The sequence below is a fragment of the Ruegeria sp. AF1 genome (assembly GCF_056542125.1).
In genome coordinates this window covers 1-26,961 of the sequence record NZ_JBQFZG010000006.1, presented here as the reverse complement: position 1 = coordinate 26,961, position 26,961 = coordinate 1, and the positions used below count along the sequence as shown (strand labels likewise).

26 protein-coding genes and 1 pseudogene are annotated in these 26,961 nt (G+C 56.9%); 8 read left to right on the top strand and 19 right to left on the bottom strand.

Annotated features, from left to right (window positions below; all coding sequences use genetic code 11):
• Nucleotides 1-230: 230 nt before the first annotated feature.
• Entirely contained in the window at nt 231-1,208 is a 978-nt protein-coding gene (gene speB, locus ACR0BK_RS10515) for an agmatinase (RefSeq protein ID WP_480554598.1), read from the top strand.
• A 30-nt stretch (nt 1,209-1,238) separates the two neighbouring features.
• On the opposite strand, the gene ACR0BK_RS10510 is transcribed toward speB, so the two are convergent.
• The 9 genes from ACR0BK_RS10510 to ACR0BK_RS10470 all read right to left on the bottom strand — a co-directional run bounded on the left by ACR0BK_RS10510 (nt 1,239) and on the right by ACR0BK_RS10470 (nt 11,451).
• Nucleotides 1,239-2,459, bottom strand: coding sequence for an aminopeptidase P family protein (locus ACR0BK_RS10510; RefSeq protein WP_480476316.1), 1,221 nt, complete (start codon nt 2,457-2,459; stop codon nt 1,239-1,241).
• Nucleotides 2,460-2,621: 162 nt separating this feature from the next.
• Nucleotides 2,622-3,833 carry an ABC transporter permease gene (locus tag ACR0BK_RS10505; protein ID WP_480554597.1) on the bottom strand — a complete coding sequence of 404 codons (1,212 nt, stop codon included), beginning with the start codon at nt 3,831-3,833 and terminating at the stop codon, nt 2,622-2,624.
• Nucleotides 3,834-3,838: 5 nt separating this feature from the next.
• Entirely contained in the window at nt 3,839-5,113 is a 1,275-nt protein-coding gene (locus ACR0BK_RS10500; RefSeq protein WP_480476312.1) for an ABC transporter permease, read from the bottom strand.
• A 70-nt stretch (nt 5,114-5,183) separates the two neighbouring features.
• The gene (locus ACR0BK_RS10495; RefSeq protein ID WP_480476310.1) at nt 5,184-6,275 is read right to left on the bottom strand and encodes an extracellular solute-binding protein; all 1,092 of its coding nucleotides are present in this window, start codon (nt 6,273-6,275) and stop codon (nt 5,184-5,186) included.
• Nucleotides 6,276-6,378: 103 nt separating this feature from the next.
• A complete protein-coding gene (locus ACR0BK_RS10490; RefSeq protein WP_480476308.1) occupies nt 6,379-7,479 on the bottom strand; it encodes an ABC transporter ATP-binding protein in 1,101 nt (366 codons plus the stop codon).
• Nucleotides 7,480-7,615: 136 nt separating this feature from the next.
• Nucleotides 7,616-8,326 carry a maleate cis-trans isomerase family protein gene (locus ACR0BK_RS10485; protein ID WP_480476306.1) on the bottom strand — a complete coding sequence of 237 codons (711 nt, stop codon included), beginning with the start codon at nt 8,324-8,326 and terminating at the stop codon, nt 7,616-7,618.
• Nucleotides 8,323-9,468 carry a M24 family metallopeptidase gene (locus tag ACR0BK_RS10480; RefSeq protein WP_480476304.1) on the bottom strand — a complete coding sequence of 382 codons (1,146 nt, stop codon included), beginning with the start codon at nt 9,466-9,468 and terminating at the stop codon, nt 8,323-8,325. Before ACR0BK_RS10480 ends, ACR0BK_RS10485 begins: the two co-directional genes overlap by 4 nt.
• A complete protein-coding gene (locus ACR0BK_RS10475) occupies nt 9,465-10,508 on the bottom strand; it encodes a pyridoxal-phosphate dependent enzyme (protein ID WP_480554596.1) in 1,044 nt (347 codons plus the stop codon). The genes ACR0BK_RS10480 and ACR0BK_RS10475 overlap by 4 nt, the downstream gene beginning before the upstream one ends.
• Before the next feature lie 70 nt (nt 10,509-10,578).
• Nucleotides 10,579-11,451 carry a LysR family transcriptional regulator gene (locus tag ACR0BK_RS10470; RefSeq protein ID WP_480516455.1) on the bottom strand — a complete coding sequence of 291 codons (873 nt, stop codon included), beginning with the start codon at nt 11,449-11,451 and terminating at the stop codon, nt 10,579-10,581.
• 107 nt (nt 11,452-11,558) lie between these two features.
• On the opposite strand from ACR0BK_RS10470, the gene ACR0BK_RS10465 reads away from it, so the two are divergent.
• Genes ACR0BK_RS10465 through ACR0BK_RS10445 form a run of 5 tightly spaced genes read left to right on the top strand, consistent with a single transcriptional unit; the run spans nt 11,559 to nt 16,358 of the window.
• Nucleotides 11,559-12,158: an amino acid synthesis family protein gene (locus tag ACR0BK_RS10465; RefSeq protein WP_480554595.1), complete on the top strand. Its 600-nt coding sequence runs from the start codon at nt 11,559-11,561 to the stop codon at nt 12,156-12,158.
• Complete coding sequence (locus ACR0BK_RS10460; RefSeq protein WP_480516451.1) at nt 12,130-12,918, top strand: alpha/beta fold hydrolase; 789 nt, start codon at nt 12,130-12,132, stop codon at nt 12,916-12,918. The genes ACR0BK_RS10465 and ACR0BK_RS10460 overlap by 29 nt, the downstream gene beginning before the upstream one ends.
• On the top strand, nt 12,915-13,832 hold the full coding sequence (locus ACR0BK_RS10455) for a flavin reductase family protein (protein WP_480554593.1): 918 nt from the start codon (nt 12,915-12,917) through the stop codon (nt 13,830-13,832). Before ACR0BK_RS10460 ends, ACR0BK_RS10455 begins: the two co-directional genes overlap by 4 nt.
• Before the next feature lie 3 nt (nt 13,833-13,835).
• Nucleotides 13,836-14,870 carry an LLM class flavin-dependent oxidoreductase gene (locus ACR0BK_RS10450; RefSeq protein ID WP_480516447.1) on the top strand — a complete coding sequence of 345 codons (1,035 nt, stop codon included), beginning with the start codon at nt 13,836-13,838 and terminating at the stop codon, nt 14,868-14,870.
• 9 nt (nt 14,871-14,879) lie between these two features.
• A complete protein-coding gene (locus tag ACR0BK_RS10445; protein WP_480554592.1) occupies nt 14,880-16,358 on the top strand; it encodes an aldehyde dehydrogenase in 1,479 nt (492 codons plus the stop codon).
• Here ACR0BK_RS10445 and ACR0BK_RS10440 read toward each other — a convergent pair.
• From ACR0BK_RS10440 to cuyA, 3 genes are read right to left on the bottom strand one after another with little or no spacing between them, the layout of a single operon-like run.
• Nucleotides 16,348-16,677 carry a hypothetical protein gene (locus ACR0BK_RS10440; RefSeq protein WP_480554591.1) on the bottom strand — a complete coding sequence of 110 codons (330 nt, stop codon included), beginning with the start codon at nt 16,675-16,677 and terminating at the stop codon, nt 16,348-16,350. The genes ACR0BK_RS10445 and ACR0BK_RS10440 overlap by 11 nt on opposite strands.
• Nucleotides 16,678-16,719: 42 nt before the next feature.
• The gene (cuyB, locus tag ACR0BK_RS10435; protein ID WP_480554590.1) at nt 16,720-17,148 is read right to left on the bottom strand and encodes a cysteate racemase; all 429 of its coding nucleotides are present in this window, start codon (nt 17,146-17,148) and stop codon (nt 16,720-16,722) included.
• A gap of 3 nt (nt 17,149-17,151) precedes the next feature.
• Nucleotides 17,152-18,165 (bottom strand): D-cysteate sulfo-lyase, encoded by a 1,014-nt coding sequence (cuyA, locus tag ACR0BK_RS10430; protein ID WP_480554588.1) that lies wholly within the window; start codon nt 18,163-18,165, stop codon nt 17,152-17,154.
• 122 nt (nt 18,166-18,287) lie between these two features.
• Here cuyA and ACR0BK_RS10425 point away from each other — a divergent pair, with 122 nt between their 5' ends.
• Nucleotides 18,288-19,193 carry a LysR family transcriptional regulator gene (locus ACR0BK_RS10425; protein ID WP_480554586.1) on the top strand — a complete coding sequence of 302 codons (906 nt, stop codon included), beginning with the start codon at nt 18,288-18,290 and terminating at the stop codon, nt 19,191-19,193.
• Between the two features lie 133 nt (nt 19,194-19,326).
• Here ACR0BK_RS10425 and ACR0BK_RS10420 read toward each other — a convergent pair whose 3' ends face one another.
• The 7 genes from ACR0BK_RS10420 to ACR0BK_RS10390 form a co-directional block, all read right to left on the bottom strand.
• Nucleotides 19,327-21,063, bottom strand: a complete 1,737-nt coding sequence (locus ACR0BK_RS10420; RefSeq protein ID WP_480554585.1) for a SulP family inorganic anion transporter — start codon at nt 21,061-21,063, stop codon at nt 19,327-19,329.
• 135 nt (nt 21,064-21,198) lie between these two features.
• Nucleotides 21,199-22,881 (bottom strand): bifunctional protein tyrosine phosphatase family protein/NAD(P)/FAD-dependent oxidoreductase, encoded by a 1,683-nt coding sequence (locus tag ACR0BK_RS10415; RefSeq protein WP_480554584.1) that lies wholly within the window; start codon nt 22,879-22,881, stop codon nt 21,199-21,201.
• A gap of 15 nt (nt 22,882-22,896) precedes the next feature.
• Nucleotides 22,897-23,781: an MBL fold metallo-hydrolase gene (locus ACR0BK_RS10410; RefSeq protein ID WP_480554722.1), complete on the bottom strand. Its 885-nt coding sequence runs from the start codon at nt 23,779-23,781 to the stop codon at nt 22,897-22,899.
• A 92-nt stretch (nt 23,782-23,873) separates the two neighbouring features.
• Nucleotides 23,874-24,494, bottom strand: coding sequence for a hypothetical protein (locus ACR0BK_RS10405; protein ID WP_480554583.1), 621 nt, complete (start codon nt 24,492-24,494; stop codon nt 23,874-23,876).
• Between the two features lie 150 nt (nt 24,495-24,644).
• Nucleotides 24,645-25,310 carry a Crp/Fnr family transcriptional regulator gene (locus ACR0BK_RS10400; RefSeq protein WP_480554582.1) on the bottom strand — a complete coding sequence of 222 codons (666 nt, stop codon included), beginning with the start codon at nt 25,308-25,310 and terminating at the stop codon, nt 24,645-24,647.
• Entirely contained in the window at nt 25,307-25,777 is a 471-nt protein-coding gene (locus ACR0BK_RS10395; protein WP_480476276.1) for an Rrf2 family transcriptional regulator, read from the bottom strand. The genes ACR0BK_RS10400 and ACR0BK_RS10395 overlap by 4 nt, the downstream gene beginning before the upstream one ends.
• A gap of 296 nt (nt 25,778-26,073) precedes the next feature.
• A complete protein-coding gene (locus ACR0BK_RS10390; protein WP_209504914.1) occupies nt 26,074-26,781 on the bottom strand; it encodes an IS6 family transposase in 708 nt (235 codons plus the stop codon).
• 58 nt (nt 26,782-26,839) lie between these two features.
• On the opposite strand from ACR0BK_RS10390, the pseudogene ACR0BK_RS10385 reads away from it, so the two are divergent.
• Nucleotides 26,840-26,961: pseudogene (locus tag ACR0BK_RS10385) on the top strand (IS91 family transposase); the annotation flags it as partial.

Below are 26,961 nucleotides of genomic sequence, written 5' to 3'. Positions count from 1 at the left end.
GTGTATCGCCCGCAAAATCATGCGCTGCCGTGAATGATTTCGCGGCATACCAGCGTGTCCCACCGAAATTTCGTTTGTGGCGAATCGACCAACAGCTAATCGGAAAGAACGCACCGGGTCAGACCTGTCTGATCGTCAGACATGTATTGGACGAAGAAAACTAATTTCATTGCACCGCCTTCTCATGTTCAATTGCACGCAAGGCGACAGGGCCATTGAAAGGACTGAATATGCAGGATCATGGATATGCGTCAGGTCGACTGAACCTACCATTCGTCGGAATATCAACCTTTGGAAAATCTCCGTATGTCGAGGATTGGGACAATATTGATGCGGATGTTTGCATCCTTGGTGCGCCATTTGATTTCGGCACGCAATGGCGCGCCGGGGCAAGGTTCGGCCCTCGGGCCGTGCGTGAAGCTTCGACCCTGTTCAGTTTTGGACATGCCGGTGCCTATGACCACGAAGACGACGCAACCTATCTGGACAGTTCAGTACGTATTGTGGATTTGGGGGATGCGGATATCGTCCACACAAAGACCGAGGCCAGCCACGAAAACATCGCCTATGGTGTTCGCAAAATCCTGACCGCAGGGGCGCTGCCGCTTGTGATCGGCGGCGATCACTCTATCAACATTCCCTGCATTTCCGCGTTTGAAGATGATTGTGCGCAAAATGGCCCGATCCACGTGGTTCAAATCGATGCGCATCTGGATTTCGTGGACGAGCGTCACGGTGTCACCAATGGCCACGGCAACCCCATGCGACGGGCGATCGAAAAAGACTATGTCTCGGGGATGACCCAGTTGGGTATTCGAAACGTCTCGTCAACCGCCAAGGAAGGATACGAGGACGCGCGCGCACGTGGGTCAGACATCTTGTCCGTGCGTCAGGTGAGAAAGCTGGGAACAGAGGCTGTTCTTGAGCGAATTCCCGAAGGTGCTCGGTACTATGTGACAATAGATATTGACGCCTTTTGCCCTTCCATCGCAGCAGGGACCGGGACGCCAAGCCATGGGGGGTTTTTGTATTATGACGTTCTGGAAATCCTTCAGGGCCTCGCCAAGCGCGGCAATGTCGTCGGCATCGACCTTGTCGAAGTGGCACCAGCCTATGACCCCAGCGAAAGCACGCAGATTCTGGCCGCGCAGCTATTGTTGAATTTCCTGGGTTTTATCTTTCGCGAACGCGCCGGTCGCGAGAGATGAAGGGGGAGCGTTTGCTCCCCCTTCTTTGTATCAGGCATCGATAATGTTGTGGCCAGGCCCATATGGGAAGCCGGTAATGTTTTCGGCCCCATCTTCGCCAACCACCAGAATATCATGCTCGCGGTAGCCCCCTGCACCGGGTTGCCCTTCGGGGATCCACAGCATGGGCTCGATTGAAACGACCATGCCAGGTTCCAACACGGTGTCGATATCCTCTCGCAATTCCAGACCGGCCTCGCGCCCGTAATAATGGCTGAGGATGCCGAAAGAATGGCCATACCCGAACGAGCGGTATTGCAGCAGCCCCTCATCGGCAAAGAAACGGTTGATCTCGGCAGTGATGCCTGAACAGGTCGCACCGGGTTTGATCAGGCTCAGACCCAGTTCATGGGCCGCCACATTGGCCTTCCACAGGCGCAGGCTGTCGGCGTCCGGCTCGCCCAGAAACAGGGTACGTTCCAGCGCAGTGTAATAGCCTGAGATCATCGGGAAAGTGTTCAGCGACAGGATATCGCCTTTTTGCAGGGCGCGTTTTGTCACCGGGTTATGCGCGCCATCGGTGTTCAGCCCGGACTGGAACCAAACCCAGGTGTCGCGATATTCGGCATCTGGATAGGCGCGCGCGATTTCCTCTTCCATTGCGTCACGGCCCGCCATGGCAATCTCGATCTCAGTTGCGCCTTCACGGATGGCCGCATGGATTGCCGCCCCGCCAACATCCGCGGTGCGTGCCCCACCCTTGATCAATTCAATCTCTTCGGCGGATTTGACCATGCGGGCGGTCATTGTATCCGGCGCGATATCAACCAGCTCGGGGGTACCCAGCATCCGCAGGGCAGTGTCGCGGGCGGCCAGCGTCATGTGGTCGCCTTCAATGCCGATGCGCTTGGCGTTGCCGATCAGGCTTGCAACCGCACGCCAATAATTGTCGCGCTTCCAGTCAGTATAAATCACGTTGTCTTCGACCGACCGACGCCACGGTTGCCCGGCGTCGATGTTGGCCGAAACGGTGGTGCAGGCCTCTTGAGTGACCACGCAGCCATACGGACGGCCAAAGGAACAATACAGAAAGCCCGAGTAGTAGGCGATATTTTGCATTGATGTCAGCAGAACCGCAGGGATATCACGTGCGGCCATGATGCTGCGAAGCTTGCTGAGACGGCGATCATATTCACCCTTGCTGAACGGCAAAGGCGCTTTGTCACCATTGTGGCAGGTAAAGAATTCGGGGCGTTTTGTTGTGTCGGTCATCACTTGGTCTCTCAACTTTGCCGGGCGACAAATCCCGGCCACATGTCCCGGCGTTCAGGACAGGCGGTCTCGGGGTCCGAGAGCCGATCACCCCCTTACGTGCCGCGACGCCATCGCAGCGAGGGTGAACAGGGAAATCGTTAGATCAGACGATACGATCCGTCAAGCGGGGGAAAGCCCCCGCAGGCGTTCCGAACGACGCCGCAGCAATTCAACCGTGGTCAGCAGCGCAATCGACAGAACCACAAGGATTGTCGCAACCGCCAGAATGGTCGGGCTGATCTGTTCCCGCAGGCCGGTGAACATCTGCCACGGCAAAGTCTTCTGACTGGCTGAGCCCACAAACAGAACCACCACAACTTCGTCGAACGAGGTGATGAAGGCGAACAGACCACCCGAGATCACACCCGGCAGAATCAGTGGCATCTGGATCTTGAAGAAGGTACGTACCGGCCCTGCCCCCATATTCGCAGCAGCACGCGTTAGTGAGCGATCAAAGCTCACAAGCGTGGCGGTCACAGTGATGATCACGAATGGGATACCCAGAACGGCGTGCGCCAGGATGACTTTCAGATAGCCCACAAAGTTCTTGTTCATGCCCAACGTCCCTTCAAGGAACCGACCGATATCGCTGTAGAAGAAGAACATGCCTGTTGCCGAGATGATCAGCGGAACGATCATCGGCGAAATGAGGATTCCCATGATAGCACGGCGACCGGGGACGTGGCTCTGGCTGAGGCCAATGGCCGCCAGAGTACCAAGCGAGACCGAGATGACTGTGGCAATCGGGGCAATGATCAGCGAGTTTTTGAAGCTGCGTTGCCATTCATTGTTGGTGAAGAAATCACGGTAGTGCTTCAGCGAATACCCTTCAGGGTCAAGCCGCAACATCTCGGGCGTGAAGGTGAAAAAGTCTTGTGCGTTGAACGACAGCGGCAAGACCACAAGGATCGGTGTAATCAGGAAGACGAAGATCGCACCGCAGATCACCCGAAACAGGTAGTGGTAAAAAACTTGCTGCGCGGTCAGGTATGGCAGCAGCTTGCGCCGGTATCGCCCTTCGTACAGCCAGTAGGTAAACCAAATAAAGAACCAGCCGCCCAGCAGGCCAAGAACGCCTCCCATAAGACCTGACAACAGGAAGCCTGCGATGCCAAAGCCGAGGATATTGATCCAGCGGGCCAACTGCTCATTCTTTAGAATGTTGATGTAAATCCATGCCAGACCGGCAATCACGATGGCGCCGCCCACGATCCCCAGCAGGACCGAGCCGTTTCCGGCGCCGACAAAGATACCAGCGAATGCCCCGGCCAGTGCGACGCTGGGCAGAACCATGGACAGAGGTTTGCGGGATATCGGGGTAAGTGCGGCCATCTTGATTATCCCAACTTCACGTTATCAATGCCCACGATCTTGTCGTAGACCCAGTAGAGCAGCAGAACGACCGCCAGCAGTATCGTTCCCAGCGCCGCCGCCAGTCCCCAGTTCAGTGAAGACGAGATGTGATAGGCGATCCGGTTTGAGATAAAGACACCTTTGGTACCACCCACAATTTCAGGCGTGATGTAGTAGCCAATCGCCAGAATGAACACGAGGATGGAACCAGCGCCGATGCCCGGAATGGATTGCGGGAAATAAATGCGCCAGAAGGTCGTCCAGTTCGTCGCCCCCATGGATTTCGCAGCGCGTGTATAAGTTTCCGGAATGGTCTGCATCACTGAATACATGGGTAGGATCATGAATGGCAGCAGGATATGCGTCATCGCTGTGATCGTACCGATCTGGTTGTTGATGATCACCAGCCGTGCATCGTCGGCTACTAACCCCAGCCAGACCAGCGTTTCGTTGATTACGCCTTGCTGTTGCAGCATGACTTTCCAGGCTGATGTTCGGACCAGCAGCGACGTCCAGAACGGCAAGAGCACAAGGATCATCAACAGGTTCGACACCCGCATCGGCAGGGTGGCCAGCAGGTAGCTGACCGGATATGCCAGAAGAATACAGGCGCCGGTAATAACCAGTGACATGAACAGGGTCCGGCCAAACAACTTGATCAGGATCTGCTTGTCTTCAGGCTGAGATTGCGCGCCGTCAGGGGTTCTGCGCATATCCACTGCATTCAGAAAATACCCGTTGGTGATCTTCGGCGAATGGGTTTTGATCACGCGCCACGTTTGTGGATCGCCCCATCCGTCGTGAATATCAATTAGTTGCTCCTTGAACGGACCATCCGTTTCAGGATCCAGTTTCTTGATCTGACGACCTGACTTGCGGAACATCGAAGACATACCGGTTTCTTCGTAGTTCAAACGCGAACCAAGCCGTGTGTGCTCTTTGTTGTCAATCGCAACAATCATATCCCGGACAAATGCGTTATACACATCTTCGCCCGGCAATTCGCCAGACTGCTCGTCCCAATTTTGAAGCGCCTCGACAGTTAGAGGCAGTGTTTCCGAAACGATGCTGTTCTCGACCGATCGGAAAAGCATCGCCGCGATCGGCACAATAAAGGAAAACAGCACGAACAAAAGCAAAGGGGCGATCAGAAGAAGGGCGCGCAGCTTTTGCCGCCGCAGCGAGCGTGCCAGCGATAATTTGAGCGGCGTTCCGTCCGCTGCCAGCATGGGTCCGGCGTTTTGGCTTGCGTCAGTCATTCGAGCCCCTCGGGTATGTCTTGGTTCAGGGGCGGCGCACCGCCCCCGACTGTGTCATGAAATCAATCGCTTACTGCGCCAGCCATGCCTGGAACTTGGCGTCGATATCGTCGCGGTAATCCGCCCAGAATTCGTAGTTATACAGGAACGTGTTCTTGGCGTTTTCCGGATCGGTCGGCATATGCGGTGCCATATCGATACCCAGATCGGCGTGCTGACCCACAAGTGGAGCTGACGAAGCGCGGGCCGGACCGTACGAGATGTACTTGGCCTGATCCGCCAGACGCTGAGTGTCGGTTGCGAACATGATATAGTCCAAAGCGCGCTGCTTGCGCTCATCGCTCAGTCCGGCAGGGATGATCCAACCGTCCAGATCGAACACCTGCGCGTCCCACAGCATTGCAACCGGCTGTTTCTGCTCTTCGATCACACTGAACAGACGACCGTTATAGGTCGAACCCATGACAACTTCGCCGTCAGCCAGCAACTGAGGCGTGTCCGCACCGGCGGACCACCAGACAACGCTGTCTTTGATGGTGTCCAGCTTGGCCAAAGCCTGATCCTGACCTTCCGAAGTCGCCAGAACGTCATAGACATCATCCTTCGCGACGCCGTCACACAGCAGCGCCCATTCCATATTATTAATGGGGCGCTTTTCCAGCGAACGCTTGCCCGGATATGCCTCCAGGTCGAACACTGCACAGATGTCGGTTGGTGGGGTGTCACCTACCAGATCGGTGCGGTAGCCGAATGTGGTCGAATAGACGATCTGCGGAATAAAGCAATCGCTGACTAACAGTTCCCCGAAATCTTCAGAAGCCGGCGTGCCATCCGGAGCCGGAGCCAATTGGCTGTCAAAATCGATTTCAAGCGCCAGACCTTCGTCGCAAAGCCGGATTGCGTCAGCGGCCACAACATCCACTACATCCCATGTGATGTTGCCCGCTTCATTCATCGCGCGCAGTTTGGCGACGGCCTCGTTCGAGCTGTCATCGTTCAGAATCGTGATGCCGGTCTTTTCCGAATAGGGCTCGTGATACGCCTTCAACTGCGACTTTGAATAGGCACCGCCCCAGGAAACGATAGTCATCTCCTCGGCTGAAACAGTGCCCGCAGCCGTCGCAATTGCAGCCGCAGTGAGCATGATCTTGGTTGGTTTCATGTGTTACTCCCAGTTCATCCCGTTTTATGTGGTGGTCAGCCGATGCACGGGTTTTCACCGGCCGGTCCCTCAGCTTAACCGCGCTTGTCCCGCGCGGTTTGGTCTATGCGTCGAGCGCACGACAATCCTGTGCCAGCCAGCCGATCTCGATCTCCTGACCCGGGGTCAGGCGTACGGCATCAGGCGCATTTCGAGTTTTGGCGATGAATTCGTTGTTTCCGGCAACGGACATGCGGAACCGAAATACGTCGCCCATGTAAATGAATTCTTCGACCCTTGCTTTCAAAGTATGCGCGTCGGCGTGCAGGCGGTCTTTGTTGAATTCCACACGTTCAGGGCGGATCGAAACTTTGGTCCGGTCGCCTGCGTTGTGGACGTTGATCGGAACCGCGTCGATTTCCGAGCCATCATCCAGGCGTACGACGCAAGTGTCGCCATCAATCGATTTAATAACACCTTCCAAAGTGTTGTTTTCACCGATGAATTGCGCGACGAAACTGTTTTCCGGCTCTTCGTAAAGCTGATCAGGTGGCGCAAGCTGTTGAATGCGGCCATCGTCGAAGACGGCCACCCGATCTGACATGGTCAGCGCTTCGGTCTGGTCGTGGGTCACGTAGACAGTTGTGATCCCAAGCTCATGGGCCAGACGTGTGATTTCGAACTGCATATGTTCACGAAGCTGCTTGTCCAATGCCCCCAAAGGCTCGTCCATCAAGACCAGTTCGGGCTCGAATACCAGGGCACGGGCCAGAGCAATCCGCTGTTGTTGCCCGCCCGACAGCTGAGCAGGACGTCGGCCACCAAAGGCGCCCATCTGAACCATATCCAGCGCGCGCTTGACCTTTTCATCCCGCTCCGACTTGCCCAGCTTACGGACTTCAAGTGGAAACGACAGGTTCTCGGCCACCGTCATATGCGGGAACAAAGCGTAGTTCTGGAAAACCATGCCAATACCGCGCTTGTGCGGCGGGATATTGTTGATGGGCTTGCCGCCCAGGAGGATTTCACCGTGCGTGGCGGTTTCAAATCCGGCGAGCATCATTAGGCAAGTCGTCTTGCCCGAGCCTGACGGCCCAAGCATTGTCAGAAACTCACCTTTGGGCATTGCAAGGTTTAGGTCTTTTACGACGAGGTTCTCGCCGTCATAAGACTTCTGTACGCGTTGGAATTCGACAAACGCGGCGTCGTTCATTGTATCGGCCACAAGACCCCCTGTTACGTCAAATGATTATCCGTCTTCTGCGGATTTCATTGATCTGTAGCCGTTAGTTAAGACCAAGCGATGTTCACATTGCAACAGTGAATCCCGGTTTTGTTACACAATATCGGGATTTAACAGCTCACCCGGCTTCGTTCAGAACCCGCATATGCCACGCAAGACTTTGATTACTGGACAGAACCGGCTTGCCGATACGAGCGCGTATCTCGGGAATAGCCTGTTGCGTGCGAAGGTTTGTACAACTCAGAAAAACCGCATCAACCGACGGGTCCGAGCCCAGTTTCGTGGCAGCGTCGATGACGGATTGCACCGAAATCCGAACAACTTTGGCCTCTTCTGATTCCCCGAATGTCCCAAAAACATCCATCTCCACTCCGCCTTGTGCAAAGGCCCGGCGCAGGGGAAGGTTTACCTCTTCAATATAGGGCGACAGCAGCGCGAATTTCGAAACTCCCAGGTGTCGCGCACAGGCCGTAGCCGCACGCAAAGGGTTTGTAACTTCGGCGGTCTGGCATGTCTGTTTAACAAGTTCCGCTACACGGTCGGACCCGATAACCGAGCTTGCAGACGTGCACCCGTACCCGACAACGCGATAAGGTCGCGCGCTGGGCAGCAATCCGGCGGCGGCTGGCAGCGCCTTCTCCATTTCCGCAAGGCTTTCCGTCGTCACCTCAATCCCGCTGGGAATACGCGTCACGTAGATTGGATACTTGCGGTCCGAAAAATACGAGCTGAACTCAGGCTCCAACGTTTCATCGGTCTGCAACACGATCAGACCAAGTGGGGTGGCCTTGGGATCGTCCTCATCAAGGGCGTAATGTATTCGGGTCATATCTCGATCACCTCTGGCCCGATACGCGGGCTAAGAAAACATGGAGCGCCTTCGGTGATGACAATGTTTTCTTCATGGACAAGTATTTTTGTACCAACGGCGATGCCCGGCTCCAGTGTCAAAACCATGCCGGGTTCCAGCACGGTCTGGTCTGCCGGAATAATGGATGGCCATTCTGTCAGTGACATCCCCAACCCATGACCCAGCCGCCCTGCATCTGTGCCTTCAGCATCTTTGGTAAGCACCTTGTTCATAGCATGGAACAAATCTGAGGCTGTTGCACCGGGTCGGGCGATTTCGAACGCGGCATCTGAGGCTTCCACCAGTCGGGCGTGCGCTGATCTCACCTCAGGCCGGGCTGGGCCTACAGACCAATTGCGATCAAAATCACAGAAATAGCCATCCCAAACCAGACCTGTATCCAGCATAAGTACGTCGCCAGGTTCCAACGGCGCCGAAGTTGCAGGTGATATTACATCACTGTAGCCGCCCTGCTCTGCCCCGCCTGCTAGATACGGCACCCAATCGGCCCCTTCCTCAAGGCAGAGCATCTGGAAGCGGCGAAAAACCGTGTCCAGAGGCACCCCTGCGCGGGCAATCTCGGGCACGCGGGTGAAGGCGCGTCCCGCAATACCACAGGCTGTTTGGATCTTGGCAATTTCAGCCTGGGATTTGATCATGCGCAGCCGGCGCAGGATACCCTGATCTCCGGTGATGCGTCGCGTGCCGAGAGCGCCGCGCAAGCGTTCAATGTCCGCCATGGGCATACGCACATGAGTCTCATGGCCGTCCGGCATTCCGACATTGCCTGAAACGGGCGTCAGTTCGGCCAGGACATCGGCCAGAAGCGAGATACCGTCGTCCTGCAAATCGGGCGCGCTCCAGGTTCGGATGTCATCGATCCAGGTCTGCCCCATGAGCGCGGCCCCGATCGAAGGGATCACGGCCACCGGTTTGCCCGTGGCCGGTACGACCAGAAACCATGGCCGGGTTGGGCTTTCCCAAAATCGGGTCAGATAGCCGGTAAAGTAACGCACATCAGTTTCTGTGGTCAGCAGCAGCGCCGACAAATCCGCGGCTCGCATCAGCTCCTGCGCGCGTTTGGTGCGCGCCTCGAACTCTGTCTGATCGAACCCCCTCATTCCGCGATCTCCGACAGAAAGCACAACACGCGTGAGTTTTCGTCGATCCCCAAGGCTTTCCGTGCTGTATCGTTCATCACCGCCGCAAGGCCTGCCCCGCCTGACGCCGTGGTGGTCAGCCCGACCTTTGCCATCGCGTCAAGCTTTGCCCCCACATCGTCATCTGAAAGGGTCAGGAACAGGTCTGTGTCGCGGGCCAATCCGTTTAACGCGATCAACGACGGTTCCTTGCAGTCCAGACGCCCCATGATGCTGTCCGGGCCATCCGCGAAAACACATTTTCCGGCAACTATGCTGGCCTGCAACGCGGGCGCCGCTTCGGGTTCAACCACAACGATATTCGGTGTGTCGCCCCAGATGTGTCGTGCGTAAGCTGCGACAGCACCGGCCAGCCCGCCCACGCCTGCTTGCAACAGAATATGCGTCGGAATCTCAGGGCACTGCCTGACAGCCTCTGCCGCCATTTGCAGATATCCTTCCATGAGCGTCCATGGCAGGTCATAATATCCATCCCACGAACTGTCCGACAGCAATATCCATCCGTTGTCTTCGGCAGCCGTTTTCGCGGCCTCCATGCTGGCGGCATAGTCAGCGCCACTTCGAACAACTTCGGCTTTTTGGCCTTTCAGACGTTCCGCGAAGGTTTCGGGCACAGTTTCAGCAATGTAAACAACAGCCTTCGCACCGAAGATTCTGGCACCAGCCGCAACACTCATGCCGTGGTTCCCGGCGCTGGCAGTCACATAGGTCGCGCCTGCCAGAGTTTGTTCACTCGGCTCACCTGTCTTCTCGGCCGCATGACGCGCAATTACATAGGCTGCCCCTAAAGCTTTGAACGAACCAAGGTTCATCCGCGCCCGCTCATCCTTTACCCAAAGCCTGGCTACAGGGGCCAGTTTCCCGGCATCAACCAATGGCGTTTCTTTCGCGACAGGGCACTGAGAAAGCAAGTCTGCAACACGGGCAGCGTTTGTAGAAGGATACGGCGCAGACGGTGCAAGCTTTTGGCCCCCCCGATGTGGATTGTTGATGATTTGCATACGCCCTCCCCCAATTGTTCATCTGGTGACGTGACCCTATCGATGGAACACTGTCAATCAACCTCTGCCGTCAGCCAGAGACGTCGACGACCTTCGGGGTCTGTTCTGTTACCAAGGCCAACACCCAGTCGTGAAACAACCGGGCAGCCGGATTGGCGGCGTTTGACGAGAGGTAATAGCCTTCGTTGCTGTCAACCGAACATTCATGCGCGCGTATGACCAGACCGGCGGCAATCGCATGAGTCGTCAGTAATTCGCTGACCAACGCGACACCGCTGCTGTGAACGGCCAGTTGCAGTGCCATCCCAAATGTATCGACAAAAACACCAGGTTGGCGGCGCAAGTCCTGTTTTTCAAACCATGTACCCCACCCACTTGATGTCCCGACGGCCTCGATCAGAGGCAGGTCAAACACGCCGCCCGCGACCGTCGGGGATTTCACGGCAACCAGCCGGTCAGGCATCAGGCGGACAGCGCCCTGTCCCACCTGTTTCTTTGATCCGAACCGAACCTGAACATCAGCGTGGGATGCGTGGAAATCGTCGGGCCAGATCGCACTGAGAAGCCGGACGCGAACTTCAGGATGGCGTCTGGTAAAATCTGACAGATATGGGGCAATAACCCACTGGGCGATGCTAACAGACGTGGCGACAGTCAAGATGTCTCCGGACGCGCTGGCGTCCACGCGCCCGGCAGCCGCGGCAAGCGCTTCAAGCGCGCTGCCAACCTCGGGCAATAGTTTACGCCCCGCATCCGTCAGCGCCAAGCTTCTGGGGTGCCTCACAAAAAGAGCTGTCCCCAAACGCATCTCGAGCGATTTTACCTGCTGACTGACCGCCGATTGCGTCAAGCCAATCTCTTCGGCAGCCGCCGTAAAGCTAAGCGTTCGTGCAGCCGCCTCGAAGGATCGGAACCAGGTCAGTGGTGGAAGAGATTTACCCATTTGGTCAAGCTGTCCATTAATCTTTTTAATGGCAAAGCACATAATTCAATCATTTGTCAAAAACCCTGTCCGTTTTTAACGTTTGCGAGCGCGACAGGAGAGCTTTGATGCAACCGGAAATACGTAAGATCGTTACCTACGATGAGGAGGTCCTTGTCGAGGGCTTCCGAGCCGCCAAAACCCCATGGCGCATGTTTGCCGTGGCCGCAGTGGTTCACAACCCCTGGGCAGGACGGTTTGTGGAAGACCTTAAACCCGAGATACAGGCCTATGGCCCTGTTCTGGGTGAGATGATGACGAAACGTATGATCAAACTGGCCGGGAGTGGTGAGGCAATCGAAGCCTATGGCAAAGCCGCCGTGGTCGTGCTGAATGGTGAGGTCGAGCACGCTTCGGGCCTTATTCACACGTTGCGCTTTGGCAATCACTACCGTGAGGCCGTCGGTGCGAAATCCTATCTGGCGTTCACCAACACACGTGGTCCGGCAAATGCGCCGATCATGGTGCCGTTGATGGATAAAAACAATGCCGGGCGGAGGTCGCACTACCTGACAATTCAGTTCTCAATTTCTGACGCACCGCGCGATGACGAAGTTGTGGTCGTATTAGGCGCAGCAACCTCGGGCAGACCGCACCACCGTATCGGTGACCGTTATCAGGATCTCAAGGATTTGGGCCATGACCTGGACAACCCGGCCGCGGTCTGAGATCGGCGGGCTGGCGGCTATCCAGACTGGTTCGGGTCAGAATATCCTTCTGTTGCATGGTGTTGGCTTGCGGGCTGAAGCTTGGGGCGCACAATTGGACGGGCTTGAGTCCGAGGGTTGCATGACCGCTCCGGACATGCCCGGTCACGGAAACAGCCCATTAACTGACCTCAGCATCGGGCTTTCGGCGTACACCGAAGCGGCTCGGGGTGTTCTGGACTGCATGAGTGGAGCGGTCGTTTTGGTTGGCCACTCGATGGGGGCCATGATCGCGCTTGATCTTGCCACCAAAGCGTCACACCGGGTTTGTGGGGTCGTCGCATTGAACGCGGTTTTTGAGAGAGCCGCGAATGCGGCACAGGCCGTGCGCGACCGTGCGGCGCAGCTGGATGGCAAGACGATCGCTGATCCCACCAGCACATTGCATCGATGGTTCGGAGATGTCGCCTCGGCTGAGCGCGATGCCTGCCGTAGATGGCTGACGGCCATGGACCCGGCTGCGTATAAAACGGCCTATTCCGTCTTCGCCCACAGCCAGTGCCCCCGACGCGATGCGTTGGAGAAACTAAGCTGCCCGGCGCTTTTTCTAACCGGCAGTCTTGAGCCCAATTCAACCCCGGAGATGTCACGCGCCATGGCGGACGCCGCGATGAACGGGCGCGCGCAAATCATTGAAGGCGCTGCACATATGATGCCGATGACGCATGCAGATCAGGTCAACGCTGCGATTTCCAGCTTTCTGAGTGAGCTGCGCCCATGACCGCGCTTGATCCTCGTGACCTTCGTCGTGCATTCGGTCGGTTCATGACCGGTGTGACGGTTGTGACGACGTGTGATGACGTAGGCAATACACTTGGCTTTACGGCCAATTCCTTCACTTCGGTTTCTCTCGACCCGCCGCTGCTTTTGGTCTGTCCGGGAAAAAACCTGTCTTCTTTCGACGTTTTTTCAACCTGCGCCCGTTTCGCGGTGAACATTCTGGCCGAGGGGCAGGAAAACGTATCCAATACGTTTGCCGGGTTCAAAGGTGATCGATTTGCCAAAGTCGATCACTACTTTGATAAGAATGACGTCCCTTTGATCAGGGGGGCAGTCGCAACGTTTTCCTGCCGCACTCATCAGGTTGTCGAAGCCGGCGACCATTGCGTTTTAATCGGTCAGGTCGAAACGTATTCTCAGAACGATGCCACCGGACTTGGCTATGCGAACGGGCAGTATTTCAGCCTCGGGCTGGAGCGTGGCGCGCTGGAACCATCCGGGCGAAATGTGGTCTGTGGCGCGATCATCGAGCAGGACGAGCACGTCTTTCTGGAGAAAACAGATGCCGGTTTCCGCCCGCCGCAAGTTACGCTGTCAGATCGGCAAGATCTGCGAAGCAGCCTTATGCAGAACCTGACGGCAAGGGGTATCAATGCACACCTTGGCGTCGCGTATTCCGTCTATGACGATGCCACCACGCACCATGTTTACATTCTTGCGTCTGCGCCCGCCCTGCCCCGGCATGGCCCGTTTCACGCAGTCGCAACCAAAGACCTGGCGACCCTGCCTTACGCGTCAGCACCCATCGCCACCATGATGGCTCGTTTTGCGCTGGAAAGCCGAACCCGCAATTTCTCGCTTTATCTGGGTGACGCCCAGCGGGGCGATGTGCACAGCCTGTCGGAAAGGACCTGAGGAATGGAGTTTTCCCTTTTTGCCCATATGGAACGGCTGGGCCCCGAAGAGTCGCATGAGAAGTTGTATGAAGAGTTCATCGAGCTGTGCAAGATGGCTGATCAGGCAGGGATGCGTGCGGTCTGGACCGGTGAACACCACGGGATGGATTTCACCATCGCACCCAACCCGCTGATGTCGCTGGTGGACATCGCGCATCATACCAAAAACGTGCGCCTTGGCACCGGCACTGTGATCGCACCGTTCTGGCATCCGATCAAACTGGCGGGAGAGGCAGCCGCGGCGGATATCATGACCGGTGGCCGGATCGAACTGGGCATAGCGCGCGGTGCCTACTCTTATGAATATGAGCGGCTTATGCCCGGTCTGGACGCATGGACCGCCGGTCAGCGAATGCGAGAGATCGCTCCTCTGCTGCCCAAATTGTGGGAAGGCGACTGCGCGCATGACGGAGCGTTCTTTCAGTTTCCCGCCACCAGTTCGGCGCCAAAGCCGGTGCAGCTCGGCGGGCCACCCATCTGGATTGCCGCGCGGGATCCGAACAGCCACGAGTTCGGCGTTCAGAACGGGTTCAACATTCAGGTCACCCCGCTCTGGCAAGGCATCGAAGAAATCGAGACACTGATGACCCGTTTTGAGACCGCCTGCGCCAATCACGGCGGAGCGCGCCCCAAGATCATGCTGCTTCACCACACCTATGTCGGGCGCGATGACGCTGAACTGGATCAGGCTGCGCGGGATTTGTCCCGGTTCTACAACTATTTCGGCGCGTGGTTCCAAAACAAGCGACCAGTCCGACAGGGATTGATTCAGGCTCTGACCGAAGAAGAAATGGCAGCCAACGCAATGATGGCACCCGAAAACCTTGTGCGCGATCTGACAATCGGCACGGCGGACGGGGTAACAGAGCGTCTGAAACGCTATGAAGACCTTGGATATGATGAATACTCGTTTTGGATCGACAGCGGCATGAGCTTCGAACGCAAACGCGCATCGCTTGCCCGTTTCATCGACGATGTAATGCCAAAGTTTCAGTAAGGGGCCGCAATGCACCATAAGCCACATTTCCAGCTTTTTATCGACGGCACTTGGACCGAAGGGGCACGTGGGCAAGTGATGACCTCTTTGAACCCCGCGACGGGCGAGGAATGGGCCAGTTTCGCCTGCGCCGCACCCGAAGACGTAGAGCGCGCCGTTTCTGCAGCGCGCCAGTCACTTGACGATCCGGCGTGGCGGGACATGACGCAAACCGCGCGTGGCAAACTGTTGTTCCGGCTTGCGGAACTGATCGAACAGAACGCAGGACGCCTTGGCGAGGTCGAGACGAAGGACAGCGGCAAGCTGCTGGCGGAAACCGCGACCCAAACGGCTTATGTCGGCGATTATTATCGCTACTATGCGGGGCTGGCGGACAAAATCGAAGGCGCGGTCCTGCCGATCGACAAACCGGACATGCATGTCTTTACGCGGCGCGAGCCCATTGGCGTGGTAGTCGCAATTGTCCCTTGGAACGCGCAGATGTTTCTGACGGCTACCAAGCTTGGGCCGGCTCTTGCCGCGGGTTGCTCGGTTGTGCTGAAGGCATCAGAGATTGCGCCCGCCCCAATGCTGGAATTCGCCCGCTTGATTGACAAAGCGGGATTCCCACCCGGCGTCGTTTCCGTCATTACCGGGGACGCCGAGAACTGTGCGATCCCTCTCACCCGACACCCTGACGTGGACCGCATCGCGTTTACTGGCGGGCCGGAAACGGCGCGCCATGTGGTGCGCAACTCGGCGGAAAACTTTGCTGTAACCACTTTGGAATTGGGTGGAAAATCCCCGATCATAGTTTTCGATGATGCCAATCTGGATGGTGCGGCCAACGGACTGATCGCGGGTAATTTCGGCGCTTCGGGTCAAAGCTGCGTCGCAGGATCGCGCGGGCTGATCCATCGCCCCCTTATGGAATCCCTAATCGCCAAAATTGAAGAAAAGATGACGGGCATTGTCATCGGTGATCCATTGAAACCTGAAACACACATTGGCCCGCTGTGCACAAAAGCCCAGATTGTCAGAATTCAGACGACGCTGGCCAAGGCCAAGGAACAGGGTGCACGTATTCGTTTCGGTGGCGCGCCACTGGATCGGTCAGGTTATTTCATGGCCCCAACGCTGGTGGAATGCACCAATGCCGAGACGGAGACCCTAAAGGTGGAAATGTTCGGCCCCGTCATGTCCTTGCTGCCCTTCGACACTGAAGAAGAGGCAATCGCCCTGGCCAATGACACGCCGTTCGGGCTTGGCTCGGGCATCTTCACCGAAAATGTCGCCCGTGCTCACCGTGTTTCATCACGCCTGAAATCGGGCATCTGCTGGATCAACACCTACCGCGCCGTCTCACCCATCGCGCCCTTTGGCGGTTTCAATCAATCCGGTTATGGCAGGGAATCGGGATTGGAGGCCATTCACGATTACACGCGAACCAAGACCGTTTGGCTGAATACATCGGACAAACCGATGTCGAACCCATTTGTTATGCGCTGAGGTGATCTGCTAGACGATCAACGATCACAACTGCACAGCAGCGCTGCCTTCCAGCCTTATCACTTGCCCCACTTTCAGCAGGATCAAGAGTGGGTGCGATTTGCTTGGGAAACGCGATGATCGCATCAACCAACAGGTCAATCGTATCAACAGCTCTTACGTCCGCGGCGACACTGTCGGCGATTAACGACAGCTCTGAACACGCGATAAGTTGCATATCTGCCCCGGCACCAATCAGTTCCGCAGATACGGTATTCAGAGTTTCGCGTGCCTCATTGTAAGGATCACCGGCCTTGATCCTGCGGATGGCCGCAAGCATCTTGCCCTCATCTGCTGGCCAGACAACTGACATTCCCCGCGCTTAAAACGCGGTGTCGAAAAGACCTACGCGCCGCAGCGCGGGCGACGCCAGCATCCCGATACACCCACCCGGTCCGATTGTCCGGTCGGCACGATCCACTGCCAGTTCCACCATGTTCAACAAGGGAATAGTCGCGGCATCCGTAATCGCAGCAGCATAGTAATGTGCTGTGTTGCACGGCATAGCCAAGGCCACAGCCCCGGTGGCTTGAAGACGACGTGCCATCGCGGCAAGGACAGGCCCCGGATCCGCGCCCGTTCCGTCAATCAGGTGAGCAATACGAGACGGCACCTGCGGGTTCATATCGATCAACAACGGGATATGGTCGCGATCGTCGTCTGCTGGCACAGTCTCCACCAACTTGCGCTGGAGGAGGATAGTCGCCTCAGGGCCCATGCCACCAAGAATACCGATCGGGGCCCGCGTCATTGGTCAGATATTGACCCAGCGGTTCTGATGATCAAACACAAAGTCATACCCCCCCAGCGCCGCTGCACCGCCGGTATGCAGGAATACGACTCGCTGGTCCCGGAACTCGCCTTTGCGTGCGAGATCAATAAGACCTGCCGCACCTTTTGCCGAATAGCAGGGATCCAAAAGTATCCCCTCCAGCTCGGCGAACATCCGGATTGCCTCGATACCACTTTCGGTAGGCATGCCGTAACCCTGTCCGACGTAATCTGTATTGGCCATCACGTCTTCGCGGTTCACGACGCCTGCACATCCCAGCTTCTCGGCTGTTTTACAGGCAAGATCGTAAACCATCTGTTCTTGTTTAAGTTGGGGCGCCCGGGTCCCGATCCCCAAAACCGGCACCTTCGCGTTCATGGCGCACATACCGGTCACCAACCCCGCCTGCGTTCCCGAAGAGCCGGTCGCGTGCACCAGCCGGTCAATTCTTAAACCGCGGTCGTTGGCTTGGCCCAAAAGCTCAAAAGCTGCGTTCACATAGCCAAGGACACCTGTCGGATTTGATCCACCACCGGGGATGAGGTAGACGTTGCGCCCCTCTGCCCTTTTCTTTTCTGCTGCTTTTTCCATCTCGGCCGGCATGTCATGCCCGCCGGGAAATTTCTCGGTGGTTGCACCGTGGAGGTGATCCAGCAGGACATTGCCGTTGGTGTTGTAGTTTCCGTCCTGATAACCGGTGCGATCTTCCAGCAGAATATGGCAATCAAATCCCAGCTTGGCTGCAAAAGCGGCTGTCTGTCGGCCGTGGTTGGTTTGAGTTGCCCCTTGCGTCATGACCATATCCGCGCCCTGCGCCTCAGCTTCGGCCATCAGGAATTCCAGTTTGCGGGTCTTGTTGCCACCGGTCGACATACCAGTGCAGTCATCGCGTTTGATCCAGATTTCCACCCCCAGTTCTTTGGACAGCCTCTTCATCGGTTCCAACGGCGTCGGCAGATGGGCAAGATGCACACGGGGAAAGCGGGCGAGATGCATGTGGAGGCTCCTAACATTGAATTTCGGCAATTTACCATCCCTCAAGCCGTGCATCTAATTCACAATTCAACTCATAACTTGCAAAAGTTGCATGTTAGACGTCCTTAGTTTATTTAAACCCCATGCGCTTGGAATGGATCGATGACATATTGGCTGTTTTGGATAGCGGTTCCTTGACACGAGCCGCTGAGAAGCGGCTTCTCACTCAATCTGCCTTCACCCGGCGGATACGGCTTATCGAAAACAGCATCGGAGCCACCCTGTTTGACCGCCGCCGCAAGCCAGTATCTCTTATGCCTGGCATTCAGTCATTAGAGCCCGAACTGCGAGAGCTTAGTACGCGGCTGCACAAACTGCGACATGTGCTGAAGACAGCGAATGACCAAACCGGGAAATCACTGTCGTTTGTGTGCCAACATGCTTTGACGACAACGATATCGCCAAGGATCGTGCAAACGCTGACCGAGAATGACGATATCCCAATTCACGTGCGATCAGGGAACCAGGACGAATGTCTGTTGAACCTGATCTCAAAACAGGTTGATTTCGCGATCATGTATTCGATCCCGGGCGACGAAATAAGCAGTGTTGGTGACGCATTCGAAGCCAAGACACTTGGCGCGGACATTTTGATTCCCGTTTGCGCACCCTCTGTTCGCAACAAAATCACCAGCGCGGCACTTCCGGTCATAGGCTATCCGTCCGATGTGTTTCTGGGGCAAGTTTTCGCTCGGAAAATCGCGCCGCGATTACCAGAGGAAACCACACTTGTGACCAGAGCTGAAACGGCCCTGACATTTGCGATGCAACAATATGCCATCAATGGAATTGGCGTTGCCTGGTTACCTCATTCTCTGGTTGCTGCGTCCCTGGCAACAGGTCAGCTTCAACGCGCTGACAGCACACTTCCTTCACAGGAACTGACAATCAGGATGTTTCGTTTTGCAGTTGCTCAGTCCCAGTATTGCGAGCAAATCTGGCAAAGCTTTGATGCGCTTCCATTCGATTTCGCTACGTTGCATTATTGATCTGACGTCGAAGTAAACCACTTCCGGAATGCAAATGAGTGCGGCCCAAGGCAGCCCACCTATTCAAGGTGAACCCGAGTATTAAGCCCGCATCGGAACTTCTCACGGGATTCTGGCCCTAATTCGGCTCTGGTTACTCTGCCGCTGATGTTACCCTCTCCGGTGCGGTCAGCCGCTGCCATGCGTCGTACTGGGCGAGAAAGATCTGCCCGTTGAGGTCGTCGAGGAAATGCGACTGTTTCAGGCGGTCCATGACGGGGCCTTTGACTTCGGACAAGTGCAGACCAACGCCCATGTCACGCAGGCGGTGGTTAATGGCCTCAAGGCTTTCGAGGGCTGAAAAGTCGACCTCGTTCACCGCCGAGAACATCAAAACCACGTTGCGGATTTCGCAGCCCTCGGTCACTCGCGCCTGGATCAGGTCTTCGAGGAAACGGGCGTTCACGAAATACAGGCTTTCATCCACCCGCAGCGTCACCAGTGACGGCTCGGTGTCGACTTTGTGGCGATTGATATTGCGGAAGTGCTGCGTGCCCGGCACAAGCCCGACCTCGGCCACATGCGGGCGCGAGGTTTTGTAGAGATGCAGAAGGATCGAAATCGCCACGCCGCTGGCCACACCGGTTTCGACCCCGGCCAGCAAAGTCAGAACGATGGTGGCGGCTACGGCGATAAAATCGGCGCGCGAATATCCCCAGGTCTTTTTCAGGATCGACATGTCCACAAGGCTCAACACCGCAACAATGATCGTCGCGGCCAGGGTGGCCTTGGGCAAAAAGTACACCAGCGGTGTCAGGAACAGCGCGGCAATCGCCAGACCACCAGCGGTATATATGCCTGCCGCCGGGGTTTCCGCCCCCGCATCGAAGTTCACGACCGAGCGTGAGAACCCGCCGGTGACCGGAAAGCCGCCGGTAAATGCCGCGCCCAGGTTGGCTGCGCCCAGACCGATCAACTCCTGATCGGGGTCCACGCGCTGGCGTTTCTTGGCAGCCAGCGTCTGCGCAACCGAGATGCTTTCGACAAAACCGATGATCGAGATCAGGATCGCTGGTACCAGCAATGCACCGATGAGGTCCGAGGACAGCCCCGGAAAAGTCAGCGGCGGAAGGTTCTGAGGCACGTCGCCGACGATCTTGACGCCCTGCGCATCCAGCCCGAACCCCCAGACGACAACTGTGGTCACCACCACGGCAGCAACTGGTCCGGCCTTGGTCAGCACGTCAGCCAGCAGGGGTGTCACCCCCATGCGCCGCAACGCGGGTTTGAGGTTCTTGCGCACCCAAAACAGGAACGCAGTGGCCAGCACGCCGATGATTACCGTTAGCCAATTGGTCTGCCCAAGGTTTTCGAAGATTGAGCCCAGCATCCCTGGCAGGGTATGCCCATGGGCGCTGACACCCAGAATGTGCTTTAATTGGCTGGTCGCAATCAGGACACCCGACGCGGTAATGAAGCCTGCGATGACAGGATGGCTGAGGAAATTGGCCAGAAAGCCCAGTCGAAAAACGCCCAGCAGCACCAGAATCCCACCCGACAGGAAAGCCAGTGTCAGTGCCGCCACCATGTATCCGGCCGTGCCCTGCTCGGCCACCTGCCCCACGGCGCTGGCTGTCAGCAGCGACACAACCGCCACCGGCCCCACCGCCAACGCCCGGCTGGTGCCAAAAACTGCATAAAGGATGATCGGTAGAATCGAAGCATAGATCCCGGCCTCAGGCGGCAGCCCTGCCAGCAAGGCATAGGCCAAGGACTGTGGGATCAGCATGATCGTGACGATCACAGCCGCGATCAGATCATTCGACAGCGACGCCCGGCTATACTGGCGACCCCAGTCAAGAATAGGAAGGAAACGTAAAAGGCTCTGCATGGGTTCACGTCCTGAGAAAGCGGCGGCCAGAGCGCGGGAGGCTCTGACCGCCATACCGTGGCCCGTCGCACATTTGGTGAAGGCGGAACAGACCAGAACTTAAATCGGTTCTTCCGGTGTCAGTTTCGAGAGGTGTCAATCGGTCGCCACCTTCAGTGGTTCGGGCTTGGCCAACCACTCTTTGCCCTTCAGCATCGCGGACCAGTAGATCGGCGGCAGCAGTTTCTCTTTCAGCAGCCACGCCAACCGGCTGGGTTTGGTTCCGTCGATCAGAAATTTCGGGAAGCTGGGTGTCATCACTCCACCATAAGCGAACTCGGCCAGAACGATCTTGCCACGCTCGACCGTCAACGGGCACGAGCCGTAGCCGTCATAGGCGGCAACCGGGCCGCGGCCCTGAATGTCTGCCACGATATTATCGGCCACGGTCGGTGCCTGTTTACGCGCCGCCGCTGCGGTTTTGGCGTTGGGCGCGTTCATCACGTCGCCCAGCGACCAGATATTGTCAAAGTTCTTGTGGCGCAGTGTCGCCTGATCAACATCGACCCAGCCCGCCGCGTCCGCCAGCGGCGACACGCGAATAAAGTCCGGCGCGACCTGTGGCGGGCAGACATGCATCATGTCAAACTCGACTGTGACCAAATCCGGCTCGGCGTCGGGCACTGCAACCTTAAAGGTCGCTTTTTTCGCCGCCCCATCTACCGACACCAGATTGTGAAAGAAATTCAGCGAGGCGTCGTATTTTCTGACGTATTCCATCAGCGCCGGGACATAGTCCTTGACCCCGAACAGCACACCGCCAGCGTTCATGAACTGGATGTCGATATCCTTCAGAACGCCGCGCCGGAACCACGCATCGCCCGACAGATATAGGGCTTTTTGTGGCGCACCCGCGCATTTGATCGGCATCGGCGGCTGCGTGAACAGCGCCCGGCCCTCCTTAAGCCCTTCGACAAGCTGCCAGGTGTAGGGCGCCAGGTCATAGCGGTAGTTCGAGGTCACCCCGTTGCGGCCCAAGGTTTCTTCCAGCCCTTCGACCGCGCTCCAGTCCAGCTTGAGCCCCGGAGACACGACAAGACGGTCGTATTTCACCACGCGACAGCCATCCAGAATAACGGCATTGTTCAGCGGCTCGAAGGCAGCAACTGCCGCCTTGATCCACTTCACCCCGCGCGGGATCAGGGATCCCATCGTCTTGGCGGTCTGTTCTGCGGAGAAGACGCCCCCGCCCACCAACGTCCAGCCGGGCTGATAATAATGCACGTCAGACGGATCAATGATGGCAATCGACAGGTCGGATTTGCGCGCGTGCAGGCTGGCCGCAGTGGCAATACCGCCAGCCCCACCGCCCACGATAACCACGTCGAAGGATGCGTCGCCCGTGTCGGTCGGCGTTTTCCCACCATTGGCAATGCGGCGGGCGACGCCGCTCATGTCATAACCGGCGACCTTGGTGGCTGACAGGATCTCGGATACCGGACGCTTGTGCGCCGCCTCGTTCAACGACCACAAAGTGGCCGAGCGCGTGCCGGTCCGGCAATAGGCCAGAACCGGACCCGGCAACTCGGTCAGCGCGCTGCCAAAGGCCTCGGCGTCCTCGTCCCTGACGATCCCGGTTTGCACTGGAACATAGCGCACCTCGAGACCCAGTTTTTCCGCAGCTACCTCGATCTCCTCGAAAGTCGGCTGATCGGCACCTTCGCCATCGGGACGGTTGCAAATGATGGCACGAAAGCCCGCGCCTTTTATGGCCTCGATGTCACTTGGCGTAATCTGCGGCGACACCGAAACTGCGCCTGATATCTTTCTGATGTCCATGGGTGCCTCTTGCGTTCAGAGCTTGTTGACTGGGACTTTGAGCATCTGGTTCCCGTCCTGGTCCGTTGGAATGCCGCCCGCCCGGATGTTGACCTGAATCGAGGGGACGATCAGTGTCGGCATTGCCAGCGTCGCGTCGCGCTCGGACCGCATTTTGATGAACTCGTCCCTTGTCTTGCCGCCGCCCACGTGAATGTTGTGGGCCTTCTCCTCGGCCACCGTGGTTTCCCACTGGATGTCACGCCCGTTGGGACCATAATCGTGACACATGAATAGCCGGGTTTCGTCCGGCAGGCTGAGCACCTTGTGAATCGAGTCATATAACGTCCCCGCGTCGCCCCCGGGGAAATCGGCCCGCGCCGAGCCACCGTCAGGCATGAACAACGTGTCGCCCACAAAGGCTGCATCCCCGACAACATGCACCATGCAGGCGGGAGTGTGGCCCGGCGTATGCATGGTAAAGGCGGTCATGTTGCCGATCTTGTAGGTCATGCCATCGACGAACAGGGCGTCAAACTGGCTGCCATCCCGCTGAAACTCGGTGCCTTCATTGAAGATCTTGCCAAACACGTCTTGCACGATCTTGATGTTTTCACCGATGCCGATCTTGCCGCCCAGCTTTTTCTGGATGTAAGGCGCGGCTGACAGGTGGTCGGCATGGGCGTGGGTCTCAATGATCCATTCCAGCTTGAGGCCCCTCTTCTCAACCTCGGCAATCAGCATGTCGGCATGGCCAAACGTAATGCGGCCAGCGGCATAATCGATATCCATGACACTGTCGATAATCGCACAGGCATTCGAGGTCGGGTCCGCAACAATATAACTGATTGTCGCGGTCGCCTCGTCGTAAAAACCCTGAACATCGGGCTTCACGCTCAGATCCACCGGGTAGCTGTCAATCGGCGTCGCTATCGCGTCGGCCATCTTTTGGTTGTGTATCTCGATAGACTTCTGATCATTCATGATCTTGCCTCCTAACTGGCGCGGATCCGTTACCCGTTTCCGCCGCGTGTCATCATCATTTCGTGGACGGCGTCCATGCCGCGATCCGCCATCGCGCTCACTTCGGCCGCATGGATATGCATGGCTTTGGCTATTTCCGGATCGTCGGATGTTTGCATCACTACGATCCCTTCGGATGTCACTTCGATGTCTGAGGTGATCTTGTCGCCATGGTCGAAAAATATGTCGAGGGTCGGGCTCTGAATAATGATCATTGGATCATCCTTGCGGCCCACCCGATCGATCATCCCGGCAACATGGGAGACCAGAGCATCCATGACATCCGGGTCGGAAGATCTTGTGACAGTGCGAATACCGTTGGGAAGGTTTTCAACCTCGCGTGTGATCGTATCGAAATTGCGGAACATCACAGCCAGCTCGGCGCTTTCCTCGGGCGTCGCGTTCTCGCCCCTCAGCCCCGGCATGTTGACCTCGTCGTGGCCTTGCCCGTCTGCACCATGACGATGCTCTGCCCGCTCACCGGTCATTCCCTGGCGATGCCCGTGCCCGGACATCAGAAAGATGTAACTGCCAGCCGCGCCGACCAAAGCAGCAACAAGCAACGCAATGGCGATGCCGCCGAATGTCCGGGCGGGATTGCGGTCATCCATCTTTGTCTCCTCCGTTTCTGCCAACCCTCATCCGGCCTTCGCGTGAGACCTGCAATCGCTATGGCGGCATGAAAAGTTGAGGAGTAAATATAACTTTGAAACCCCGACTTCAGTGACAAAGTCACGAAACCGGAAAATTTCCCGAAATGGTCAGGTGCTTTGAGCCAACTGTTCCAAAGCCGCCCTGTCGGTTATCGTAATGCGCCCCCGCGATTGGGTAATCATCTCGCGCTTTTGAAAGTCCTGCAAAATCCGCGATACGACTTCACGCGCGGTGCCCAGTTCGCTGGCAAGTTGCTGATGCGTTGCCTGAATGTCTTCCCGCCCCCCGGCCAGAACCAGAAGACGTTCAGCCAGGCGAATATCCAGGTGCCCGAATGCCACGTCATCGACCACCCGCAACAGATCAATCAGCCGGCGCGAGTAGGCCTCGAATACAAACTCGCGAAATGCGTCTTCCTCCGAGACCAGACGATCGAAGGCATGTTTCGGCAAGGTCACCGCCGTTACGTCGGTTTCGGCAATACCTTCAGCGTTATATGCTTCTTCTGCCAGCATGCAGGCCGTCGTCAGCACACAGCTTTCCCCCGCCTCGACCCGATAGAGCACGATCTCGCGGCCCGAATCCGAACTTTGAGAAACGCGGATCCGTCCGTCATACAAGAACAACAGGCTGTCGGGGACGTTGTCAGGGCCGAATACCTGAGCGCCTTTTGGGCACCGCACAATACGGGCCGCCGTACGTAACCTTTCACGCACAGCCTTCGGAAGGCGGCTTGTCCCGTGAAATCGCTCAGTCCAGTCCAAAATTGTCATCTTGCGTTCCGCATGGGTGCCACAATGCCCTCCTCAATCGGCGCGATACGGTTCAACAACTCGTTTCTGTTCGAGGCGATGTCAGCCAGCGTCAGATCATCAAGCACAGCCATGAAAGCCCCTGTTGCCTTTTGGATCGCTTGGGACAATTTACATATCCCGATCAAAGGGCAGGTGTTTTTTTCAGGGTTAAAGCATTCGACCACATCCAGGGGGCCTTCGGTCAGGCGAATTACATCGCCGATTTTGATCTGTTCCGCCGGTTTGGCCAACCGGAAACCGCCGCCTCTGCCGCGTGCTGTTTCCAGATAACCGGCCCGACCCAACTCATGCACGATTTTTACGATATGCGGCCGGGCAAGGCCGTGCACCCTCACGACATCATCAACGCGAATGCGATCCGGAGCTTTGAGCGCTGCCAACTGCAAAGACCGCAGCGCATAGTTGGAATAGGATGTCAGTTTCATGCGTACCTCCGGCAAAAGCTCTAGGCACAATATAACTTACTTTCAATTTCAGTGTTTTTTCACTGACCGGGTGTTTCGCTGAATGTGAAATCAGGCCAGCCTAACTGAACTTCACATGGACTGGGTGGATGACTGGGACGCAGCGTACATCGCGTCATCTCTGGTCGGGATGCTGTCGGCATCCGACCGGAACGGCAGCACAATTCACTGCAAAAAACTCAGAGCAAAGACGGTATGAGTGGCGGTGCTGTCAGACGAATTCGAACCAGTCTCAGTTTGCCGCAGAAACCACGAACCTATCCAGAACAAAGCTGACGCCACTCGGCGAGAGCGGCGGTGCGTGTCAACTTGAAGTTGTCTCGGCTGGCTAGCGATCTTTCCTGGTTGAAGTGGTTGTAGACGGACGCGTGGACGGCGGCGAACTTCTGCAAACTTTGCATGCGCCTGAAACGCTGCATCGCGCGTTCTCTTCGTCGGAAAGGCAGGTGCGAGTTCTCGACGCGGTTGTTGAGCCACCTACCCGTCCTTTGTTTTTCGGTAGAGCCAAGCTTTCTGAGAGCGGCCCGGTACGATGCGAAGCGACCCGTGGCGACGGTTTCCGCCTTACCATGTCGCTTCATCAATTTCTTGAGGAATTTCAGCGCCGCAGCTTTGTTTCTGCGTTTGGCAACAACGGCCTCCTGCACCTCGCCGTCATGATCCACAGCCCGCCAAAGGTAATGCCGCTTGCCATTCACCTTCACGAAAACTTCGTCTACGCGCCACTTCCATTTGCAGTATGCTCTCAATTGCTGAACACGCATTCTTCGAATTTCAGCAGCAAACACTGGGCCAAACCTGTTCCACCAATACCGGACAGTTTCGTGGCTCACGTCGATGCCTCGCTCGTGCAACATGTCTTCGACATTCCGAAGCGAGAGCGGGAAACGGATGTACAGCATCACTGCGAGGCGGATAATCTCGGGACTGGATTTGAAACACTTGAAAGAGGCAGGATTGGTCATGGGCAAAAGCTGCGCAACCGCCCTGCCCGCCTCAAGCCAAGTTCTTCTGACAAAACCCCTGGAAGGGCCGTCGGCGCTGCACAAGGCAGGGCAGCTTCAGTTCTTCGGTGATCTGAAAAGACTGGCCGATCCCGCGGCCTTCGCCGCCTGCCTCGCCCCGCTCCGCAAGACCAAATGGGT

Excerpts from the sequence above, each read along its gene's own strand:
- ACR0BK_RS10415 (WP_480554584.1), bottom strand. The coding sequence starts at position 22,881 with ATGGACATCAGAAAGATATCAGGCGCAGTTTCGGTGTCGCCGCAGATT.
- ACR0BK_RS10405 (WP_480554583.1), bottom strand. The coding sequence starts at position 24,494 with ATGGATGACCGCAATCCCGCCCGGACATTCGGCGGCATCGCCATTGCG.
- ACR0BK_RS10475 (WP_480554596.1), bottom strand. The coding sequence starts at position 10,508 with ATGCAAATCATCAACAATCCACATCGGGGGGGCCAAAAGCTTGCACCG.
- ACR0BK_RS10450 (WP_480516447.1), top strand. The coding sequence starts at position 13,836 with ATGGAGTTTTCCCTTTTTGCCCATATGGAACGGCTGGGCCCCGAAGAG.
- ACR0BK_RS10400 (WP_480554582.1), bottom strand. The coding sequence starts at position 25,310 with ATGACAATTTTGGACTGGACTGAGCGATTTCACGGGACAAGCCGCCTT.
- ACR0BK_RS10425 (WP_480554586.1), top strand. The coding sequence starts at position 18,288 with ATGCGCTTGGAATGGATCGATGACATATTGGCTGTTTTGGATAGCGGT.
- ACR0BK_RS10420 (WP_480554585.1), bottom strand. The coding sequence starts at position 21,063 with ATGCAGAGCCTTTTACGTTTCCTTCCTATTCTTGACTGGGGTCGCCAG.
- ACR0BK_RS10465 (WP_480554595.1), top strand. The coding sequence starts at position 11,559 with ATGCAACCGGAAATACGTAAGATCGTTACCTACGATGAGGAGGTCCTT.
- ACR0BK_RS10485 (WP_480476306.1), bottom strand. The coding sequence starts at position 8,326 with ATGACCCGAATACATTACGCCCTTGATGAGGACGATCCCAAGGCCACC.
- ACR0BK_RS10440 (WP_480554591.1), bottom strand. The coding sequence starts at position 16,677 with ATGCTTGCGGCCATCCGCAGGATCAAGGCCGGTGATCCTTACAATGAG.
- ACR0BK_RS10455 (WP_480554593.1), top strand. The coding sequence starts at position 12,915 with ATGACCGCGCTTGATCCTCGTGACCTTCGTCGTGCATTCGGTCGGTTC.
- ACR0BK_RS10470 (WP_480516455.1), bottom strand. The coding sequence starts at position 11,451 with ATGGGTAAATCTCTTCCACCACTGACCTGGTTCCGATCCTTCGAGGCG.
- ACR0BK_RS10510 (WP_480476316.1), bottom strand. The coding sequence starts at position 2,459 with ATGACCGACACAACAAAACGCCCCGAATTCTTTACCTGCCACAATGGT.
- ACR0BK_RS10480 (WP_480476304.1), bottom strand. The coding sequence starts at position 9,468 with ATGAGGGGGTTCGATCAGACAGAGTTCGAGGCGCGCACCAAACGCGCG.
- ACR0BK_RS10390 (WP_209504914.1), bottom strand. The coding sequence starts at position 26,781 with ATGACCAATCCTGCCTCTTTCAAGTGTTTCAAATCCAGTCCCGAGATT.
- ACR0BK_RS10505 (WP_480554597.1), bottom strand. The coding sequence starts at position 3,833 with ATGGCCGCACTTACCCCGATATCCCGCAAACCTCTGTCCATGGTTCTG.
- ACR0BK_RS10460 (WP_480516451.1), top strand. The coding sequence starts at position 12,130 with ATGACCTGGACAACCCGGCCGCGGTCTGAGATCGGCGGGCTGGCGGCT.
- ACR0BK_RS10500 (WP_480476312.1), bottom strand. The coding sequence starts at position 5,113 with ATGACTGACGCAAGCCAAAACGCCGGACCCATGCTGGCAGCGGACGGA.
- cuyA (WP_480554588.1), bottom strand. The coding sequence starts at position 18,165 with ATGCATCTCGCCCGCTTTCCCCGTGTGCATCTTGCCCATCTGCCGACG.
- speB (WP_480554598.1), top strand. The coding sequence starts at position 231 with ATGCAGGATCATGGATATGCGTCAGGTCGACTGAACCTACCATTCGTC.
- ACR0BK_RS10445 (WP_480554592.1), top strand. The coding sequence starts at position 14,880 with ATGCACCATAAGCCACATTTCCAGCTTTTTATCGACGGCACTTGGACC.
- ACR0BK_RS10395 (WP_480476276.1), bottom strand. The coding sequence starts at position 25,777 with ATGAAACTGACATCCTATTCCAACTATGCGCTGCGGTCTTTGCAGTTG.
- ACR0BK_RS10495 (WP_480476310.1), bottom strand. The coding sequence starts at position 6,275 with ATGAAACCAACCAAGATCATGCTCACTGCGGCTGCAATTGCGACGGCT.
- cuyB (WP_480554590.1), bottom strand. The coding sequence starts at position 17,148 with ATGACGCGGGCCCCGATCGGTATTCTTGGTGGCATGGGCCCTGAGGCG.